Genomic DNA, 19,231 nt, shown 5'->3' on the forward strand with positions numbered 1-19,231 from the left:
CTTTCATTAAAAAATCTTATCTCCTTTTGGGAGGGGGAAAAAGCACTTAACTGTTGTTCCTTGTCCTGTACCGGTAAGAATTTCAACATGCCCACCGTGTAGTTCAACGAAACTTTTCACAAGCGAAAGACCAAGCCCAGCTCCTGCACGCCCACCATGGTGTGAATGGGAAGAAAAACGTTTAAAAATACGATCAAGAATGTCTTCAGGGATGTCAGAGCCCTCATTGTGAACGCTAAAGACAATGTTATCATCTTGTTCATCGACACAAAATTCAATTGTGCTCGCTTCCGTTGCAAAATTAAGTGCATTACTTAAGACATTCACAAAAATTTGATGTAAGCGTTTTTCGTCAGCAGAAATAGTGTTTAAGGAAGGAGAAATTTGTTGTAAAAGCGTAATGTGGCGCCCATTAAGGCGATCTTCTACACGGGCTACTGCTTGTATCATCGCATCGGCAATGTTCACTGGTTTTATGTCTAACTCCATAATGCCTGCATCAAGAGTGGCAAGATCAAGAATATCGTTAACAATATTTAAAAGAGTTCCTGATTCTGAATGAATGTGCCCAAGATATTCTTGTTGACGTTCATTGATAGAACCAAAAATTTGATCCCGTAAAATATCGGAAAAACCAATAATATTGGTGAGAGGTGTACGCAATTCATAGGAAACATGTTGGACAAATTCATTACGCAAACGATCTGCACTTTCTAAGGCTTCATTTTTTTCTTGAAGAGCACGTGCAACATGGACAGTATCTGTAACATTCACAAAAGTAAGCATCGTCTGTCCATCGGGAAGAGGGACCAAAGTATAGTCAATAATCATATCATTTTTAAGATCTATACGACCCGAATATGTTTCACGTTTTTCAGCAAAACCGGTAATGAATTTAGTAAATTGATCCCATTCTTTTCCTAAGGTTAAGGCTGAACAATGGCTTTTTAACTGTGTAATGTGGGTTCCTTCTACCATTAAATTATAAGGAAGCGACCACAATTTCGACAGGGAAGGATTTGATAAACGAAGGCGTCCATCAGCACCAAAAACGACCACGCCTTCAGAAAGTTTATCAAGTGTTTCACCTTGTATTTTAATAAGTGTATTATAACGGCGTTCAAGATCAATTTTTTCTGTAAGGTTTTCATAAAGCCATGTAACCCCTCCTTGTGGATGAGGATTCGAGACAACACGCACTGTACGACCATCTGGAAGATTCCAAATTTGTTGGTTTGATTCTGTTTGCCGATAGGCTTTAAAAAGTTCTTCTTTCCACACACGCCAATCAGGATGTTCAGCAATGAGCCCTTTTTCACGTAAACGTTCAAGAAATAATGTATGGCTTGGTTCACTTTCTAAAAAGGAACTTTCTAACGGCCATAAAACTTTAAAAGCATGATTGCAGAATTTTAATTTTTGGTTTGTATCAAAAATGGCGACAGCTGTTGAGATTTGGTCAAGGGTTTCACAATGGCTTTGAAGCACATATCTTAATTCATGAGCAAGATTTTCATAGGCGCTGTCATCTCGTGCAAAAGCAGCCATCCCTTCGGCTGTTGTGAGACGTGTGAGATGAAAATAGCGCCGTTCTCCATCAATGACGGTATGAACATGTTCTTGAAAAATTGTTTCTGTTTCATCTGTTTTGCGTTGTGTGTTTTCATTGAAAAGATCCCCCACTTCATCACTACCTTCACGAAAGTCTGTCATTTCTCTAAAGGCGCGATTGATAAAACAAACTTTTCCTTTACAATCTTTTATCCATACAGGCTCTTGAATAAGATCAAGAAGATTACGTTGCATTCTAAGTTCAGTAAGAAGGCGAGCAATATCTTTTTGTAAACGAGCATTTTCGCTCTGCTGTTTTGAGATATCTTGAAAACGAGCGATAGCGACTGTCCCTGCAATAACCCCTGTAACTTGTAACAGCACATTATTTGTGGTTGTGATAGAAAGCTCAAAAGGATGACATTTACAACGCAGTTGAGTCAACGCATAATCAAGTTCTCGCAGAGAGTTTTCTTCAATCCAGAGTTCAAAGCGCTGAAAATCTTGCTGATCAATGCTTATTTTTTGCAATGTGGAAAGGCCACCAACGACACGAGGCAAGGATGTTGGATTTTCCCAAATAAGAAGGACTTGTCCGGTTTCTTCCAGAAGCCATTCATAATATTTAAGTTTTTCAGAAAAATCTGTTTGAGTTATCTTCAAAGGCTTCTGGGCTGCTTTTTTTGCATGCATAATAACAGCCATGCATGTGAGAAATGAAGCACAAGAAATTCCTCCACACAGTGCTAAAAGCAGCCATGGACCATTTGGCAAAGTGAAAGAAAATGGTAAATAACCCTCCAACGACTGAGCAACAGTGCGTGTTGGAGAAAAAAAGAAAAAAAGGCAAAATATATGCGTGCAAATTCGAATCATGTTTTGAGCTTTTTCTTTGGGGGTATGGTCACCAAAGCTGAGCACGACATTTTTCCCTCTTTTTAAACCCAAGGAAGCATTTTAGTAACGGTAATGGTTTGGTTTATAAGGTCCTTGCGGTGTGACTCCAATATAAGCAGCTTGTTCTTCTGATAAAACAGTTAATTTTATTCCTAATCGATCAAGATGGAGACGTGCAACTTTTTCATCAAGATGTTTAGGCAAAACAGTAACTTCATTTTTATAGTGTTCAGCGCGAGTAAAAAGTTCAATTTGCGCTAAAACTTGATTGGTAAACGAGGCTGACATGACAAAAGAAGGATGTCCCGTCGCATTACCGAGGTTTAACAAACGCCCTTCAGAAAGCAAAATAATGCGTTTTCCATCGGGAAAGGTGATCATGTCAACTTGAGGTTTAATATTGGTCCATGGCAAATTTCTAAGGGCTGCAACTTGGATTTCATTATCAAAATGACCAATATTGCCAAGAATACACATATCTTTTACTTGGCGCATATGATCTAAACGCACAACATCTTTATTGCCTGTTGTTGTGATGATAATATCAGCACTGGAGGCAGCATCATCCAAATTAACAACTTCATAACCATCCATAGCCGCTTGAAGCGCGCAAATAGGATCAATTTCTGTTATTTTCACACGAGCTCCAGCACCTGAAAGAGAAGCCGCTGAACCTTTTCCTACATCACCATAACCACAGACAATGGCTGTTTTCCCCGCAATCATCACATCTGTTCCACGGCGAATACCATCAACCAATGATTCTTTACATCCGTATTTATTATCAAACTTTGATTTTGTGACGCTATCATTGACATTAATAGCAGGAAAAGGCAGAAGCCCTTCTTTTTGTAATTGATAAAGACGATTGACACCTGTTGTGGTTTCTTCGCTTACACCTTTAATTGCTACGCGTTGTCGTGTAAAAAATCCTGGCGTTGTATCCATACGCTTTTGGATTTGTTTGAAAAAAATTTCTTCTTCTTCTGTTTTGGGATGCGAGAGGATATCTTTATTTTGTTCTGCACGACTTCCCATTAAAATATAGTTTGTAGCATCTGCTCCATCATCTAAAATCATATTAGAAGGATTACCATCAGGCCATTGGAAAATTGCATCTATATAAGTCCAATATTCTTCCAATGTTTCACCCTTAACAGCGAATACAGGAACACCCGTTGCGGCGATAGCTGCTGCTGCATGATCTTGCGTAGAAAAAATATTGCTAGAGCTCCACCGTATATCGGCACCAATCGCTTTTAATGTTTCAATTAAAACAGCTGTTTGAATTGTCATGTGCAATGAGCCAGAAATGCGCGCACCCCGCAAAGGTTGACTGAAGGAAAATTCCTTGCGACAAGCCATCAAGCCAGGCATTTCAGTTTCAGCAATATCAAGTTCTTTACGACCATAATCAGCAAGGGCAATATCTTTGACAACAAAATCTTGAGCTGTCATTCTTCATTCCTTTAAAATCAGTTTTTTAAAGACGGTAGGAGAAATTAAAAAAAAATGCAAGATAAGAAGAAGACTTCTTTATGTGAAAAAGCTCTTTTAAAATCTCTATAAATTTGTGCAACAAACATGCTATTTATGGCTCTGATTTACGTCACGTTAAAGCTTTTAAAAATCTCCAGAGGGATACCTTTTAAAGAATAAAATGATGCATTGCGTCACAGTTTTTATATCGACTTTTTTACGGGGTAATCAAAGGGAGTATACTCTTATTTTCCTCGCTCGTGCGGTTGTTTAGAAAATGTACATTACCTTGTTTCATTTCATGATTAAGCTTTTAAGCAAAATAATATAATGCAAAGCTACACGTTGTTGTCTTTATATTTATGAATAGACAATCCAGATCCAGTTCTTCTAGATTCCTATGGGGTGGTGCTTCTGCTTTTGCATAAAGACAGTTTATAAGAGATACTTTTTTCTATTTTCAATAATTTTTATCAAAAGACTGTAAATGTGTGAAGAAACACTTTGTGTAATCTTGAATAGATCATTTAAGATGCAAAAACACGAATCTATTGAACACGCTGTTTTTTAAATAGCGAACAACAAACCGTGAATTATAAATCAAATAACTAATTCAATTTTGGGAGAATTTATTTTAGACGGTTAAGTTTTGGGAAAATTGACCATGTGGACGAAATCTCCAGAGATAACTTGGCAAGGACGCAGCGATTGCTTTAGGAGTAATTCCCACACCTTCTAAAGTATAGCCATTTTCAAGAGCTTCTTGAGAAACAATGTTATCCATTTGCAAAAAGCGTATTTGATTAGCCGTTACAAGTGTTGGTACAAAGGGCAATTTACCGATTGTTCCCAAAATCCCTCCAATCAATAACCCCGCAGAAAGAGGCATGGACAGAAGCATTTTTTTACGGTGAATAATTTTGAGAATATTTTCAAGAGCATTTTGGAAGGTAATAATCTGGGGGCCACCAAGATCATAATTTTTTCCCCAAGAAACCTGCCCATCTAAAGCGCGCGCAATAAACTCAGCAACGTCACCAACATACACGGGTTGCAATTTACTTTGCCCACCTCCAAAAAGAGGCATAATGGGTAAAAAACGTGACAAATCTGCCAAGGTATTAAAGAAACAATCCTCTGGCCCAAAGATAACAGATGGGCGGATAATAATTGCTTGAGAATGCTTGTTATGAATGATTTGCTCGCCCATAAATTTAACACGCGCATAAAGACATGAAGCATTCTCTTTGGCTACAAGTGTTGACATATAGATGAGTGGAATACCAGCTTCTGCTGTTAGTTCAGCAACATTGTAGGTACCATCAATTTGTGTACTTTTAAAATTAGATTGATTGGCTTGTTTTAAACTACCAGGCAAAAACACTGCAGCATCAGCTCCAAGTAATGCGCGTGCAACAGAGGCACGATGCTTGATATCCGTTTTAAGCATTTGGGTTTGTCCTACTTCTCCTATTTGGAGCATGTAATAAGCCTTTTGTGGACAACGAACAGCGATACGAACGCGATATCCTCGTTTCGTCAAAGTTTCGACGACATGGCGTCCTACAAAACCAGACCCGCCAAAAACAGTAATAAGTTTAGGGTGTTGATAAAGTGCACAATCAAGTTGCATGATTAAAAAGTCTATCTTTCAAAGCTTTAAAAATAGCCAATCTCTAACACGGTGGTGTTTTATTGTCACGCAAAATATCGCCAGCAAGATAAAGGGAACCTCCAATAAGAACAATAGCCTCTTGATATTCTTCCTTAATTTTACGCAAAGCATCTTGTAGGTGCGCTTGGGCGGACGCAAAGATTCCAGCTTTTTGGGCTGATTCAGCTAAATTTATTGGACAGATACTGGCGTTATTATTAATAAGCGGTATCGTATATACTTTCTCGATAAGGTTCGCTAAAGGACGAAAATAACCGACAGCATCTTTTGTATTGATCATGCCAGCAATCATAATAATGGGGCGATTTGTTTTTTTTCTCCATTGTGTAAGTTCAGCGGCAATAACTTTTCCAGCAGCAGGATTGTGACCACCATCTAACCATAAATCAAACTTAGGAGACAGTTGATCAACCAAATATCCTTGGGTGAGATGTTGCATACGTGCGGGCCAATAAATATTTTTCAAAGCGTTGTTTATGACTTGTTCTGAAAGTTGAAAACCCGCTTGATAGACGGCTTCAAGAGAAGCACCAGCATTGGCAACTTGGTAGTCTCCAATAAGGTTAGGAAGGGAAAGATCCATGAGACCTTGATTGTTTTGAAAAACCATACGGCCATGTTCTTTATAGCTTTGATAATCTTGATCAAATAGAGAATAAGGTGCTTTATTTTTATCGGCAAGGGATATTAAAGTAGCGAGAGTTTCTTCATAATTTTGCTTACCGATTACTACAGGAACGTTTGGCTTGATAATTCCCCCTTTTTGGAAAGCGATTTGAGCAATTGTGTTTCCAAGAAAGTTCTCATGATCATAATCAATGGGCATAATAAGCGATACGGCTGGTTTGTTAATGACATTGGTAGCATCAAAACGTCCTCCCAACCCAACTTCTAAAATGACAACATCAGCTGGATGGATATGAAACAGCATAAAGGCAGCGGCTGTAAAAATTTCAAAAATAGTAATTGGCTCTTGACGATTTACTTTTATGATTTCACGGATTGTTTCAGCCAATAGGGTCTCTGGAACAAATTGACCACCTCCTTTTTGTCCTAACCGGCAGCGTTCATTCCAGTTGACGAGATGAGGTGAGCTGTACATATGAACGCAATAGCCTGCACTTTCTAAAAGAGCACGACAAATTGCTGAGGCAGATCCTTTACCATTTGTTCCAGCAATGTGAATAACAGGGCCAAGTTTTAAATGTGGACTGCCAAGACGTTCTAAAAGGCGGACAATACGCCCTAAAGAAAGATCAAATTTTTTCGGATAATTCTGGAGTAAATCATCTACCACCCTTTGTACTTGACTTTTTTGCATAAATTTAAGCTGCTTTTGTTGTAGAAAGCGACATGTCAGGATTTGTAGGGGATGGGTTGGAAGGGTTAACAATAGCAGGATGTTTCATCATTAAGCGTAAAAGACGTGCAATGGTTGTTTTCATTTCTAAACGCGATACAACCATATCAATCATACCATGTTCAAGCAGATATTCACTACTTTGAAAACCTTCTGGTAGAGTTTCGCGTATAGTTTGTTGAATCACACGTGGACCAGCAAATCCAATCATAGCGCCGGGTTCAGCAATGTGAATATCGCCGAGCATGGCGTAAGAAGCGGTAACACCACCAGTGGTTGGGTTGGTCAGAACAACAATATAGGGAAGTTTTGCTTCTTTTAGCATTTCAATTGCTACTGTTGTACGGGGCATTTGCATCAATGAGAGTGTTCCTTCTTGCATGCGTGCACCACCAGAAGCAGCAAAAAGAACCAACGGGCGCCTTTCAGCAATAGCCGTCTCAAAAGCTTTGATAATAGCTTCTCCTGAAGCCATACCAAGAGATCCACCCATAAAAGCGAAATCTTGAACGGTTGCAATAATGGGTAAGCCTTCAATCGTACCACGTGCACTTAAAATATTGTCATCAACACCAAGTTTAGAACGATAATCTTTTAACCGGTCAATATAGCGTTTTTCATCACGAAACTTTAAAGGATCTGTTACAACTTTTGGATTTTCAAGAGCTGTATAGACACCATCATCAAAAAAATGCATGAGACGATTCTTGGCGCTGATACGCATATGATAGCCAGAATTGGGAGCCACAAACTGATTGGCTTCCAGATCTTTATGGAAAATCATTTCACCACTGGTAGGATCTTTAATCCATAGATTTTCTGGAATTTCACGGCGTCCCAATATAGAGTTAATTTTAGGACGAACATAATTTGTAATCCAGTTCATCTTTATAGCCTTCCTTTAAATATTACACATCTTTTGCATGATTTGAAAGAATATAGAACTTAAGCAGTTACATTTGCTTTTCCGGCTGAACAATAATGAATCCATTTAATACTTTTATTCATGCACGTATAGCTCTAACCTCATTGTTTTTTATTTTTACCATTTCCAATGTCATAAAAATCATATGCACGAAGAGTGTTCCCGATCACAAATCTCTAAGAATTTTTAAGAACTTATATGTTTTTATTCTTTGACTTTGGTGTTAAAACTCATCTCTTGCGCTGGTTAACAAACCGCTTATTTTCTTTTAATAAAAATCACTCTCCAACTAATCACGAACACCAACGGTCCTAAAGCAAAGAAACCTCATAATATAAAAAACCTTAACAAGGCGATACGCATCCATTAAAAAGAGTGGATGTGATAACGTTATGTTAGCGAAACGCTAATACCAGAGCAAGATTTTTTTCAAACGGTTTTCTTAAAGCGCACGCATTTCACATATTTTAAAAATTCTTTCATGAGAGTGCCTATGAAGCGTATACTCTCCTTCCATGAAAGGTATAAATTCATGATGCTTCCCATTTTTACTGAAATAGAAGGTACAAACCACTTCATATTCTTTGCTCGTTTCCAATGTGACAATAATTTTTGCATTGAGAGGGAGTATGAGAGGTATTTTATGCTTTTTTAAAGTGCTTTTATCCACACACCGTTTCCATTTATGACATCTCAACAAACCATTGCAATTGGATTCAAGATGGATAGGGTTAAAATGAGAGAGTTTTATGATATTTAGGTTTTCTATTCATGTCATAGAACGATAAATTATCAGTATAAATCAATATATTGACTGAAAAAAAGGTCAAGCATAGAATTTTATAATATGTTTTCTTTGGCTAATAAGTTTTGTGAAGTTTAAAAAATATTATTTTTGAGTGATGCATGCCATGGTTTTTTGGGAAAGCATTTTGTGTAAATGTGTCATAAAGGCAGCTGCAAAAAGTGGTGTAGCTAAATTAAGAATGGGAATTGAAACAAAAACTGCGATCAACAATCCAGCGCCAAAAACCATTGTATAATGAGTATGTAAAAAAGCACGCGCATCTTGCTCTGTTCGAAAACGGTAAGCAGCAAACAAGAAATATTCGTGCCCAAGCAAGTAACCATTAATAATATAAAAAGCAATGAAATTAACACCTGGTATGAAGAATAAAATAAAAGCAATTCCATTACCAAGAAGGCTTAAAATAACAAATTTAAAGGAGAGGATAAGAGAACGTCCAAATGGCATCGCTTGTCCAAGAGGCTCATTTGGATAATCTTCCTTTTCAATAATTTCGGCAGCAGAGTCAATGAAAAAACTACCAATCATAGCGGTGATGGGGGCAATCAAAAAAGCCAACAAAAGAGCTAAACCAAGATTGAAGATGATAAGCATGCTGAACCCCAACCATCCTGCCCAACTCGGAAGTCCAGGAAGAAACTGAGAAACCCAAGGCCAAAAGTAAGACACAAAAAATTGGTGCACACATAACCATAAAATGGCGAGCACAAAAAAAGTAATCCCCAACGCTTTTAGGATCATAATGCTATATTGCGAAGTCAGCAAACGTTGTAAAGCACGATAGGCAGCAGTAAAAATCATAGATTAATAAACTAAGGAAAGATGCAAAAAAAACAAGAAATATATTTAAAGAAGGTGTCGTGTAATTTTTTCTTTCTTGAATTACAAGCTCTATTTTCAATAACACTAAAGAAATACATTGATATTGCTTTGTAAAAAAGAGGATTTTCACCTTTATATATTATTAAAATCAGGTGCTTTTTTCTCATGAGGTGTAGGCATTTGGAGGGCAAAAAATGATACGATCATGTTTGCTAATTTTTGCGCTACGTGTTGTTTACGCATAGGGAGCCATTGTTCAACTTTTTCTTTACTTACGAGATAAACTTTATTTGTATCAGCGCCCATGACACTTGTACCATCCGGTTGAAGAGAAATATCATTAGCAAGGATGAAATCAGCGCCTTTTTCAACACATTTTTTTTGCGCATTGGCAATGATATCACAAGTTTCAGCAGCAAAACCAATAACCAAGGAGGGGCGGTTTGGAGCGTGTCCAATTGTTGCTAAAATATCGGGATTTTCAACCATATGGAGGGATGGTGGTGTTTTATGAGCATTCTTTTTAATTTTGTGTAAAGATTGCGTTTGACTGCGCCAGTCACAAACTGCGGCAACAAAGATGGCACCATCCGCAGGCAATGATTCTTGAACAGCTTGTAACATTTGTTGTGCTGTTTCAACATGAATAGTTTTTACTTCTTGCGGATCTGCAAGATTAACAGGTCCACAAATAAGAGTTACTTTTGCCCCCAAATGCGCAAGAGCGGTTGCAATGGCATGGCCTTGTTTACCCGAAGACCGATTAGCAAGATAACGCACTGGATCAATGGGTTCATGGGTAGGACCAGAGGTAACGATAAAATGGCGGCCAGAGAGAGGTTTTTCACGCACATTCAAAAGAGCCTCTATGGCAGCAACGATGGTTAAGGGTTCACTCATGCGCCCATGGCCTGTCTCGTCACGTTCAGCCATTTTTCCCATTTCTGGTCCGATAATATGGACGCCGTCTGCGCGCAATTGTGCAACATTGCGAACAGTGGCTGGATGTGCCCACATGGCTGGATTCATAGCGGGGGCAATTAAGAGTGGACAGCGTGCTGCTAACAAGACGCAATCGGCAAGATCATCTCCTATACCATGGGCTATTTTTGCAATGCGATTGGCTGTAGCAGGGGCTAAAATAATAAGGTCAGCATCACGTGCTAGTTGGATGTGTCCGATATCATGTTCTTCTTCGCGTGAAAATAAATCAGTATATGCCCTACCACCGTTTAAAGCTTCAGCGGCTAAAGGCGTAATAAATTTTTGCGCTGCTTTTGTCATTATGACATTTAAGTGTGCTCCACGTTCTTTTAAACGACGAATGAGATCAAGCGCTTTATAGGCTGCAATACTTCCACCAATAATAAGAAGGAGTGATTTTGATTGCAATGATTGCACTTCAACGGCACTTGCATGAGAGAGTGGCGTGGTGAGAGCGGTAGGATTACTTAGAAGACGGCGTGCTTCTTCTTCCATAGAAATGCCATTTTGCGCGGCGCGTATGCGCAAAGCTTCTTTAATTTCAGGAGAGAGGTTACGAATAGTAATACTGGCCATAAAATATCTCCAAGAAACAAAAATGATTGCAGTGATTTCATTGTTGATATTTTTAGCATATTAAGGAGATTAGAAAAGATGAAAAAAGTAAAAAGTGAAAAAAATACAACAAAGCGCAATAATAAATAAGCTATAACGAGCATAACGGTTTCTACGACTTTGTTCAGCAGCAAGTTTTTTGAGGGTAGTAGGAGAAAGACTAAAACCTGTTTTCCTCATTTGATTGAAATCTTCTTCCATACGTTGGAAATTTTGTATCAATTGTGGTGTTTTGCGTGCCAGCGAAAGGAGAGCTTGTGCTCCTTCACTAAAGTCTTTTGCAACGCCTATGGGTCCTAAATTTTTACTAATCCATTCTCTAACAACGGGTTCAGAAGCTTTCCACATGTTAAAACTGGGGTCTAAAGTGCGGGCAACACCTTCTACGACAACCATTGTTTTTTGCAGTAAGAGAAGTTCGGGTCGCGTTTGCATGTCAAACAATTCAGTGACTTCAAACAACAGTGTGAGCAACTTAGCCATGGAAATGCTTTGTGCTGATTGCCCGTGAATTGGTTCACCAATCGCGCGATTGGCTTGCGCAAAGCTTTCAATATTATGGTGTGAAGGGACATAGCCTGCTTCAAAGTGAGCACGAGCTACCCGATGGTAATCGCGGGTAATAAAGCCATAAAGAATTTCAGCAAGGAAATATTTTTCTTTTTTGCCAAGCCTTCCTGTAATCCCTAGATCAACAGCAACAATACACCCATCTGAGTCTACAAATAAATTACCAGGATGCATATCGGCATGAAAAAAACCATCACGCAATGTATGGCGTAGAAAAGATTGAATAAGCGTAATGGCAAGCGCCTGTAGATCAAAACCTGCTTCTTTGAGCTTGGAAATTTCGGATATTCTTATACCATCAATCCATTCCATGGTAAGAACATTACGCCCTGTCCGTTCCCAATCAATTTTTGGTACTCGGAACCCCGTATCCTGTTGAATATTTTCAGCCATTTCAGATATGGCGGCTGCTTCTAAGCGCAGATCCATTTCAAGGCGTGTTGTTTGTGCTAAAGTATCCACCACACGAACAGGACGCAGCCTTCGAGAGGCAGGGATATAACGCTCTTGTAAATGTGCAATGAGGTAAAAACCTCTAAGATCTTTAGAAAAACGTGCTCGGATATTAGGACGAATAACTTTTACGGCACATTTTTTCTTATGACCGGTTTCATCACAATATTCAGCAGGATGAACCTGAGCGATAGAAGCAGCGGCAATGGGGGGATAAAAATTGACGAATAAATCATCAATAGAACGACCAAGCGAACTTTCGATTTGAGAAATAGCGGCGGTGCAAGAAAATGTTTCAACACGATCTTGGAGTTGTGACAAATCGTCTGCAACATTTCGTCCGACAATATCGGGTCTTGTGGCAAGAAATTGACCAAGTTTTATGTAAGAGGGTCCAAGCTTATTGATAGCATACGAAATATTTTCAGATCGCTGTTTCTTTTTCGTTTTGCGTCGTGCTAATGCACGCGCTATACGATGACATAATGCTGGAAATCCTTGAAGATCATCATGAGGAAGAGCACTTAAAACACCTTCACGCGCTAAAACCCATCCTGCACGCATCAATTGAAAGTAAGGAGAAATTTGCACCATTTTTAAAGTTTCCAACCTGAATGCAGTGCTGCAATCGCACCTGTGAGATTGCGGTATGATACGCGTGAAAATCCCGCTTGCTTGATCATATGGGCAAAATCATCTTGTTTAGGAAATTTTCGAATAGATTCAACCAAATAACGATAAGCATCGCCATCATTTGCAATACATTGCCCCAGCTTAGGGATAGCATGGAAAGACCAAAGATCATAAATTTTATCGAGCCAAGGCATCTCGACATTTGAAAATTCTAGACATAAAAAACGTCCACCGGGTTTTAAAACACGAAAAGCTTCTCTAAGAGCTTGATCAATATGAGGAACATTGCGAATTCCAAAAGCAATTGTGTAAGCGTCAAAGCTTTGATCTTCAAAAGGGAGATGTTCTGCATTAGCTTCAACAAAATCAATCAGAGGGGCAAGACCATTTTTTTGTGCACGTTGTTTGCCAACGTTGAGCATAGAGCCATTAATATCAAGAACCGTAGCATGGGCTTTTTGGCGCGAAGCATTAAGGATGCGAAAAGCAATATCGCCTGTACCACCAGCAACATCAAGAACTCTCCAATGAGAAAGTGCTGGTGGAGAAAGCCATGCAACCATAGAATTTTTCCACACACGGTGTAGCCCTAAGGATAAGATATCATTCATCTTGTCATAATTTTCAGCAACAGAATGAAACACACCATCCACCATGGATTGTTTTTGTGTTTCATCAACTCTTGTAAACCCAAAGGAGTGCTCCATACCTCCTTTGGCGCCTACACGTTCTGTTTCAGTTGCCATATCTATGACCTTCCTTATTTTTCTTTTATCGTAAATGAAAGAGAGAGATAATGTTCAAATACGAAAAAACAACGTACAAAACTGCGACGTTTATACAGCCAAAAACAGAAGAGTACCTTTAGATATCAAGATTAGCAACGCTTAAGGCATTGTCTTGAATAAAAATACGTCTCGGTTCAACTTCATCACCCATGAGACGAGAAAAGAGTGAATCTGCATCAGTTGCATCATTAATTTTTACTTGTAAAAGAGAACGCGCATTGGGATCAAGGGTTGTTTCCCAAAGCTGTTCAGCATTCATTTCCCCAAGACCTTTATAGCGTTGAAGAGTAATACCCTTTTTACCGTTTGTAAAAATGCTCTCTAAGAGGCTCATAGGTCCAAAAATACGCTCTGTTTTATCTTTGCGGCGTAAAAGAAGAGGCGGATGATATAGGTCGCTAAAATTTTGGGAAATGCGATCAATTTGACGTGCATCTGTTGAGTTTATAAGCCCTGCATCAAGCGTGATAACATCTTTAACACCACGCAAAACACGCTCAAAACATAAACTTCCATTTTCTGTATATTGTCCACTCCAACCTTTTTCCATATCATCAGCAATTAGATTAAGGCGCTGCGCGACGGCATCTGCTATTTTTTGTGCTTTTTCTTCTGTCGCAAAGGCTTCAGAGTTAAAAGCCCCAACAATGGCTGCTTGCTCAACAACATTGCGGTCATAACGGGTATGAAGGCCATTTAAAAGTTGACGGAATATACGGGCATCTTTAGCGAGTTGATATAAATCAGCCCCTGCACGAACTTCTCCTGTTGCAAGCTCGAGAGTTGTTTCTTCTAGTCCCGTATCGATTAAGAATTCTTCAAAGGCTGCTTCATTTTTAATATATTGAGAAGATTTTCCCCGCGATACTTTATAAAGTGGTGGTTGCGCAATATAAAGATGTCCCCGTTCAATTAACTCGGGCATTTGTCTAAAAAAGAAAGTGAGCAGTAGAGTGCGGATATGGGCTCCATCAACATCCGCATCTGTCATGATAATAATCTTATGATACCGTAATTTATCGGGTGAAAATTCATCTTTACCAATAGATGTTCCAAGAGCTGTAATAAGGGTTCCGATCATATCAGATGAGAGCATACGGTCGAAGCGGGCTCGTTCAACATTGAGGATTTTACCACGGAGAGGTAAAATTGCCTGATTTTGACGTGAGCGTCCACTTTTTGCTGAACCGCCTGCGGAATCTCCCTCAACAATAAAGATTTCTGATTTTGCAGGATCACGCTCTTGGCAATCGGCAAGTTTTCCTGGCAGAGAAGTGATATCAAGCGCTCCTTTTCGCCTTGTGAGTTCACGTGCTTTACGTGCTGCTTCACGTGCTGTTGCAGCTTCCACCACTTTACTAATGAGAAGCTTTGCTTCATTAGGGTGTTCTTCTAGCCATATTGAAAGACCTTCATTGACCAAATTTTCAACAACGGGGCGCACTTCAGAAGAAACCAATTTGTCCTTTGTTTGTGAAGAAAATTTAGGATCAGGAACTTTGACAGAAAGAATAGCTGTTAATCCTTCACGGCAATCATCACCGGTTAAATTCACTTTTTCTTTTTTGGCAATCCCTGAAGATTCAGCATAACCATTAATTTGGCGTGTAAGAGCACTTCTAAAACCGATTAAATGCGTTCCACCATCCCGCTGAGGAATATTATTAGTAAAACACAAGACCTTTTCATGATAGGAATCATTCCACCATAGGGCAACATCAACGCCCATACCATCTTTTTCACTGGCAATGTAAATAGGAGTGTCTAGGAGTGCTTTTTTTGATTGATCAATATATTTGACAAATTCGGTTAATCCGCCTTCATAATGCAATTCAACGGATTGAATGTCAGCATGACGCTCATCAACAAGAAGAATATGAACTCCAGAATTAAGAAAGGCCAATTCCCGTAAACGACGCTCTAAAGTTTCAAAATCAAACTCAACCATAGTAAAGGTTTCAGAGCTTGGTAAAAATCTAATTTCTGTTCCACTTTCTTGATCACAATCGCCAACAACTTTTAAGGGAGCATCAGCCACCCCATGGGTAAATGATATTTCATGAATTTTACCATTCCGTCTGATTTTCAATTTAAGCCAAACAGAGAGTGCATTCACCACAGAAACACCAACACCGTGTAATCCACCTGAAACTTTATAAGAGTTTTGATCAAATTTTCCACCGGCATGAAGTTGTGTCATGATAACTTCAGCAGCAGAAATACCTTCTGTTGGATGGATATCTGTTGGAATTCCACGTCCATTATCACGAACCGAACAAGAACCATCCGCATGGAGTGTGACGTTTACAAGAGTTGCATGACCGGCTAAAGCTTCGTCGATAGCATTGTCTACAACTTCATAGACCATATGATGTAACCCTGATCCATCATCAGTATCACCGATATACATACCTGGACGTTTGCGTACAGCATCAAGACCTTTGAGAACTTTGATAGAGGCGGCACCATAGTCATCGCCTTGTGTCGGTGAGGTTATTTCATCACTCATAAGTTAGTCCATTTCTGTGTTCAATTTACAATATTTTATTCGCTTTTTTAAAGCCCAATGTTCTGATCAGTTATTTATGGAATAACCACATTAAACATTTACCGTATATCAGCGCTAGATTCAATATCTGTCGCTATATAATGGAGAGAATGATGAAATAATATGACACTATTATACAATAAAACACTGTCATTTAGGGGAATAATATAAAATAAGTAAGCGCTTCTTTGATATATTTAAGTATTTTTACAGTGCGTAGTGAATATTCAGCACAGGATTTATCAGTCTAGCCTTTCGTTAAGTGAATCGCATGAATAGGAAGACAAAAGAATTTAAAAGCGTAAGAATTTATCGAGAGAAGCTGAGTTTGAAGAGTATAACGTCAAATACCTTGAGAATGCTACAAGGTTAATTTCTTTTTATAGCTTTATTTGAGATTAAAAGTTTAAGCATTTTCAATGTATTTCAAAAAATATATAAAAATTATTGAAATTTTTAACAGTTTAAAAAAGAGCAAGAATTTTATTGATGAAATGGAAGATATTTTGGTGAAGCGCGTTAGATAATAATGAAGCAGAGTGGCACCTTATCTTTGAAAAATGGGGAAGAGATTTTGAAAATAAGAAAACCTATACATGTAAAACAGCTTCAATGGTATTTACGCTACTTTTTACTTCATAATTTATATACTCTTTTTATTCGTATTTTATTTGTAGCAGTGGGATTTCTATTTTTCTCTTACGCAGAAGCTGAAATAGCTGGAAAGTTGCCTTCTTTTTTTGATTCGCATGAACATTTTGTACAACCTGATACCAAGGATATCACTCGTTTGCGTTTTGTAACAACTTTTGATTTTCCTCCTTTTAATTTTCTTGATCAAACGGGGCATCTTGCAGGTTATAATATCGATTTATTGCGTGCTATTTGCTCAAAATTAAAATTAGAGAAATTTTGTGAAATAGAAGTGGTTCCTTGGCAAGAGCTGGTCGAGCATGTCAAAAATGGTGGTGCAGAAGTTATTATTGCGGGTTTAAAAGAAACAAGTCAAACCCAACAAGATCTTGTTTTTACAAAGTCATATTTGCGCTTTCCAGCGCGATTTGTTGCTTCTCGACAGTTAAATCTTGATGAACCAATAAGCGATCAATTGATTCATTTAACCAGTGGTGTTTTGTCTAAAAGTATTCACGAAAAGCTTTTTCATGATTATTTTCCTAAAGCAAAATGGCAAGGATTTAAAGAGAGGGAAGAGCTCTATAAAGCCTTACAAGACCATAAAATTGACCTTATTTTTGATGATGGACTTTCTTTATCGTTATGGTTCAAACATCAAAAATCTATTGATTGTTGTCATTTTGTTGGGGGGGCATATATGGCACCACAGTTATTGGGTCAAGGAATGCAGCTTGCTGTTGCAAAAAAGAACGAAAAATTGATTGATATCCTCAATTATGCCCTAAAATCTTTAGAAGATGATGGTAAACTTGCAGAGCTTTATTTGCGTTACTTTCCAATAAGTTTTTACTGATGAACAGTTTTTTAGTTAAGAGCTGTTAATCTTTCCGTGCCGAGTCGATAGGAGATGGCTTCTGCGAGATGATGGCGTGAAAGATTATCGGATCCATCAAGATCAGCAATCGTCCGCGCAACTTTGAGAATGCGATGATAAGCACGTGCAGAAAGATGCATTTTTTCACTCACATCTCGTAAGAGTGTGGCGGCATTTTTATCAGGAATGGCAATATGTTCTATAATTTTGGCAGGGCAATCGCCATTGGTTCGGATATGGTCAAGCCCTAGCGTTGCAAAACGTTTGGCTTGAATGGCACGACACCGTGCAACGCGTTTGGCAACATCGCAGCTTTTTTCTGATTGCTCTGGTTGCATAAGATCCATTGCTGTCAAAGCAGGAACATCAATTCGTAAATCAATTCGATCGAGAAGCGGACCAGAAATACGGGATTGATAATCGATTTGACAGCGTATTCCTTTAGCACAAACATGGCCTTTTTCACCTGCCATACCACATCGGCAAGGATTCATTGCGGCAATGAGTTGGAAGCGAGCAGGATAGCTGATATGGTGATTAGCTCTAGCAATAACTGCTTCTCCACTTTCTAAAGGTTGACGAAGGGAATCAAGAACTTGCGGAGAAAATTCAGGCAATTCATCAAGAAAAAGAACGCCATTATGGGCAAGAGAGATTTCTCCTGGACGTCCTTTAAGCCCTCCACCAATCATTGCAGCCATGGAAGCAGAATGATGAGGGGAACGAAAGGGGCAATGAAGTGAAATGGTATTATGAATCGTTTCTCCTGTAATAGATGCAATCAGACAGACATCTAAAAGCTCACGACTATCAAGAGGGGGTAAAATAGAAGGTAAGCGTTGCGCCAACATAGATTTTCCAGCACCAGGAGGACCAACAAACAAAAGATTATGGCGTCCAGCCGCACAAACTTCTAAGGCACGTTTGGCTGTTTTCTGTCCTTTGATTTCGCAAAGGTCTGGAAGTTCAGTTTCGATTGTATATTGGCGCGGTTGTGGACGTTTTTGAATTTGGGTCCCTTTAAAATGATTGACTATTGTGAGAAGAGTTTCTGGGGCAAGAATATTTATTTCTGCATTTGCCCATGCTGCTTCAGGTCCACATTGAAAGGGACAAATCAGTCCTTTATCGAGTGATACCGCTGTCATGGCTGCTGGTAAAACACCATTGACAGCGGTCAGCGAACCATCCAGTGACAATTCACCTAAAATGACATAGTCTTGCGCTACTTCGGGAGGAAGGATTCCCATAGCAAGCATTAAGCCTACGGCAATTGGCAAATCATAATGTGATCCCTCTTTAGGCAAATCAGCTGGTGCAAGATTAATCGTAATTCGTTTGGTTGGCATAGAAAGCCCACAAGCATGGAGGGCTGCTTGTACGCGTTCACGGCTTTCTGCAACGGCTTTATCGGCTAATCCAACAATAGCCATACCCATTTTACCGGATGAAATCATAACCTGTACATCGACAGGGACCGCTTCTAGACCGCGAAAAGCAACAGTTGTAATACGTGCGATCATTTATCTTCCCCCTTCAGACTTGGGAGAGACAATCATATCTACGCATAAAAATCAAGAAGCATCTCTATGGTTTTTTGAATGGAGAGATCT

General features: G+C 39.0%; 12 protein-coding genes. 1 reads left to right on the top strand and 11 read right to left on the bottom strand.

Going from position 1 to position 19,231, the window contains the following annotated elements:
- Positions 1-6: 6 nt before the first annotated feature.
- From T429_RS0103080 to gyrB, 10 genes are all read right to left on the bottom strand, one after another.
- Complete coding sequence (locus T429_RS0103080; protein WP_005774355.1) at positions 7-2,472, bottom strand: PAS domain-containing sensor histidine kinase; 2,466 nt, start codon at positions 2,470-2,472, stop codon at positions 7-9.
- A 36-nt stretch (positions 2,473-2,508) separates the two neighbouring features.
- Entirely contained in the window at positions 2,509-3,906 is a 1,398-nt protein-coding gene (ahcY, locus tag T429_RS0103085; RefSeq protein WP_005774356.1) for an adenosylhomocysteinase, read from the bottom strand.
- Between the two features lie 655 nt (positions 3,907-4,561).
- The gene (locus T429_RS0103090) at positions 4,562-5,560 is read right to left on the bottom strand and encodes a complex I NDUFA9 subunit family protein (RefSeq protein WP_005774357.1); all 999 of its coding nucleotides are present in this window, start codon (positions 5,558-5,560) and stop codon (positions 4,562-4,564) included.
- A gap of 43 nt (positions 5,561-5,603) precedes the next feature.
- Complete coding sequence (locus tag T429_RS0103095; protein WP_005774358.1) at positions 5,604-6,923, bottom strand: bifunctional folylpolyglutamate synthase/dihydrofolate synthase; 1,320 nt, start codon at positions 6,921-6,923, stop codon at positions 5,604-5,606.
- A gap of 4 nt (positions 6,924-6,927) precedes the next feature.
- Positions 6,928-7,848, bottom strand: a complete 921-nt coding sequence (gene accD, locus T429_RS0103100) for an acetyl-CoA carboxylase, carboxyltransferase subunit beta (RefSeq protein WP_005774360.1) — start codon at positions 7,846-7,848, stop codon at positions 6,928-6,930.
- 928 nt (positions 7,849-8,776) lie between these two features.
- Positions 8,777-9,496: a sulfate transporter family protein gene (locus tag T429_RS0103110; protein WP_005774362.1), complete on the bottom strand. Its 720-nt coding sequence runs from the start codon at positions 9,494-9,496 to the stop codon at positions 8,777-8,779.
- A 153-nt stretch (positions 9,497-9,649) separates the two neighbouring features.
- Positions 9,650-11,077 carry a bifunctional phosphopantothenoylcysteine decarboxylase/phosphopantothenate--cysteine ligase CoaBC gene (gene coaBC / locus T429_RS0103115; RefSeq protein ID WP_005774363.1) on the bottom strand — a complete coding sequence of 476 codons (1,428 nt, stop codon included), beginning with the start codon at positions 11,075-11,077 and terminating at the stop codon, positions 9,650-9,652.
- A 69-nt stretch (positions 11,078-11,146) separates the two neighbouring features.
- Positions 11,147-12,733 (bottom strand): 2-polyprenylphenol 6-hydroxylase, encoded by a 1,587-nt coding sequence (gene ubiB, locus T429_RS0103120; RefSeq protein WP_005774364.1) that lies wholly within the window; start codon positions 12,731-12,733, stop codon positions 11,147-11,149.
- A 2-nt stretch (positions 12,734-12,735) separates the two neighbouring features.
- Positions 12,736-13,518, bottom strand: a complete 783-nt coding sequence (ubiE, locus tag T429_RS0103125) for a bifunctional demethylmenaquinone methyltransferase/2-methoxy-6-polyprenyl-1,4-benzoquinol methylase UbiE (protein WP_005774365.1) — start codon at positions 13,516-13,518, stop codon at positions 12,736-12,738.
- A gap of 118 nt (positions 13,519-13,636) precedes the next feature.
- Positions 13,637-16,069: a DNA topoisomerase (ATP-hydrolyzing) subunit B gene (gyrB, locus tag T429_RS0103130; protein WP_005774964.1), complete on the bottom strand. Its 2,433-nt coding sequence runs from the start codon at positions 16,067-16,069 to the stop codon at positions 13,637-13,639.
- 568 nt (positions 16,070-16,637) lie between these two features.
- Between gyrB and T429_RS0103135 the strand changes: the two genes are divergently transcribed.
- Complete coding sequence (locus tag T429_RS0103135) at positions 16,638-17,597, top strand: transporter substrate-binding domain-containing protein (RefSeq protein ID WP_005774367.1); 960 nt, start codon at positions 16,638-16,640, stop codon at positions 17,595-17,597.
- A gap of 11 nt (positions 17,598-17,608) precedes the next feature.
- Here the strand turns inward: T429_RS0103135 and T429_RS0103140 are convergent, their stop codons facing one another.
- Positions 17,609-19,141, bottom strand: a complete 1,533-nt coding sequence (locus T429_RS0103140) for a YifB family Mg chelatase-like AAA ATPase (protein WP_005774368.1) — start codon at positions 19,139-19,141, stop codon at positions 17,609-17,611.
- Positions 19,142-19,231: the final 90 nt, after the last annotated feature.

The organism is Bartonella elizabethae F9251 = ATCC 49927, from assembly GCF_000518165.1.
In the GTDB taxonomy this organism is placed as follows: Bacteria; Pseudomonadota; Alphaproteobacteria; order Rhizobiales; family Rhizobiaceae; genus Bartonella; species Bartonella elizabethae.

Bases quoted from the DNA above. Each gene is read 5' to 3' on its own strand.
- ahcY (WP_005774356.1), bottom strand. From the start codon at position 3,906: ATGACAGCTCAAGATTTTGTTGTCAAAGATATTGCCCTTGCTGATTAT.
- T429_RS0103095 (WP_005774358.1), bottom strand. From the start codon at position 6,923: ATGCAAAAAAGTCAAGTACAAAGGGTGGTAGATGATTTACTCCAGAAT.
- T429_RS0103140 (WP_005774368.1), bottom strand. From the start codon at position 19,141: ATGATCGCACGTATTACAACTGTTGCTTTTCGCGGTCTAGAAGCGGTC.
- ubiB (WP_005774364.1), bottom strand. From the start codon at position 12,733: ATGGTGCAAATTTCTCCTTACTTTCAATTGATGCGTGCAGGATGGGTT.
- accD (WP_005774360.1), bottom strand. From the start codon at position 7,848: ATGAACTGGATTACAAATTATGTTCGTCCTAAAATTAACTCTATATTG.
- gyrB (WP_005774964.1), bottom strand. From the start codon at position 16,069: ATGAGTGATGAAATAACCTCACCGACACAAGGCGATGACTATGGTGCC.
- T429_RS0103135 (WP_005774367.1), top strand. From the start codon at position 16,638: ATGAAGCAGAGTGGCACCTTATCTTTGAAAAATGGGGAAGAGATTTTG.
- coaBC (WP_005774363.1), bottom strand. From the start codon at position 11,077: ATGGCCAGTATTACTATTCGTAACCTCTCTCCTGAAATTAAAGAAGCT.
- T429_RS0103110 (WP_005774362.1), bottom strand. From the start codon at position 9,496: ATGATTTTTACTGCTGCCTATCGTGCTTTACAACGTTTGCTGACTTCG.
- T429_RS0103090 (WP_005774357.1), bottom strand. From the start codon at position 5,560: ATGCAACTTGATTGTGCACTTTATCAACACCCTAAACTTATTACTGTT.
- ubiE (WP_005774365.1), bottom strand. From the start codon at position 13,518: ATGGCAACTGAAACAGAACGTGTAGGCGCCAAAGGAGGTATGGAGCAC.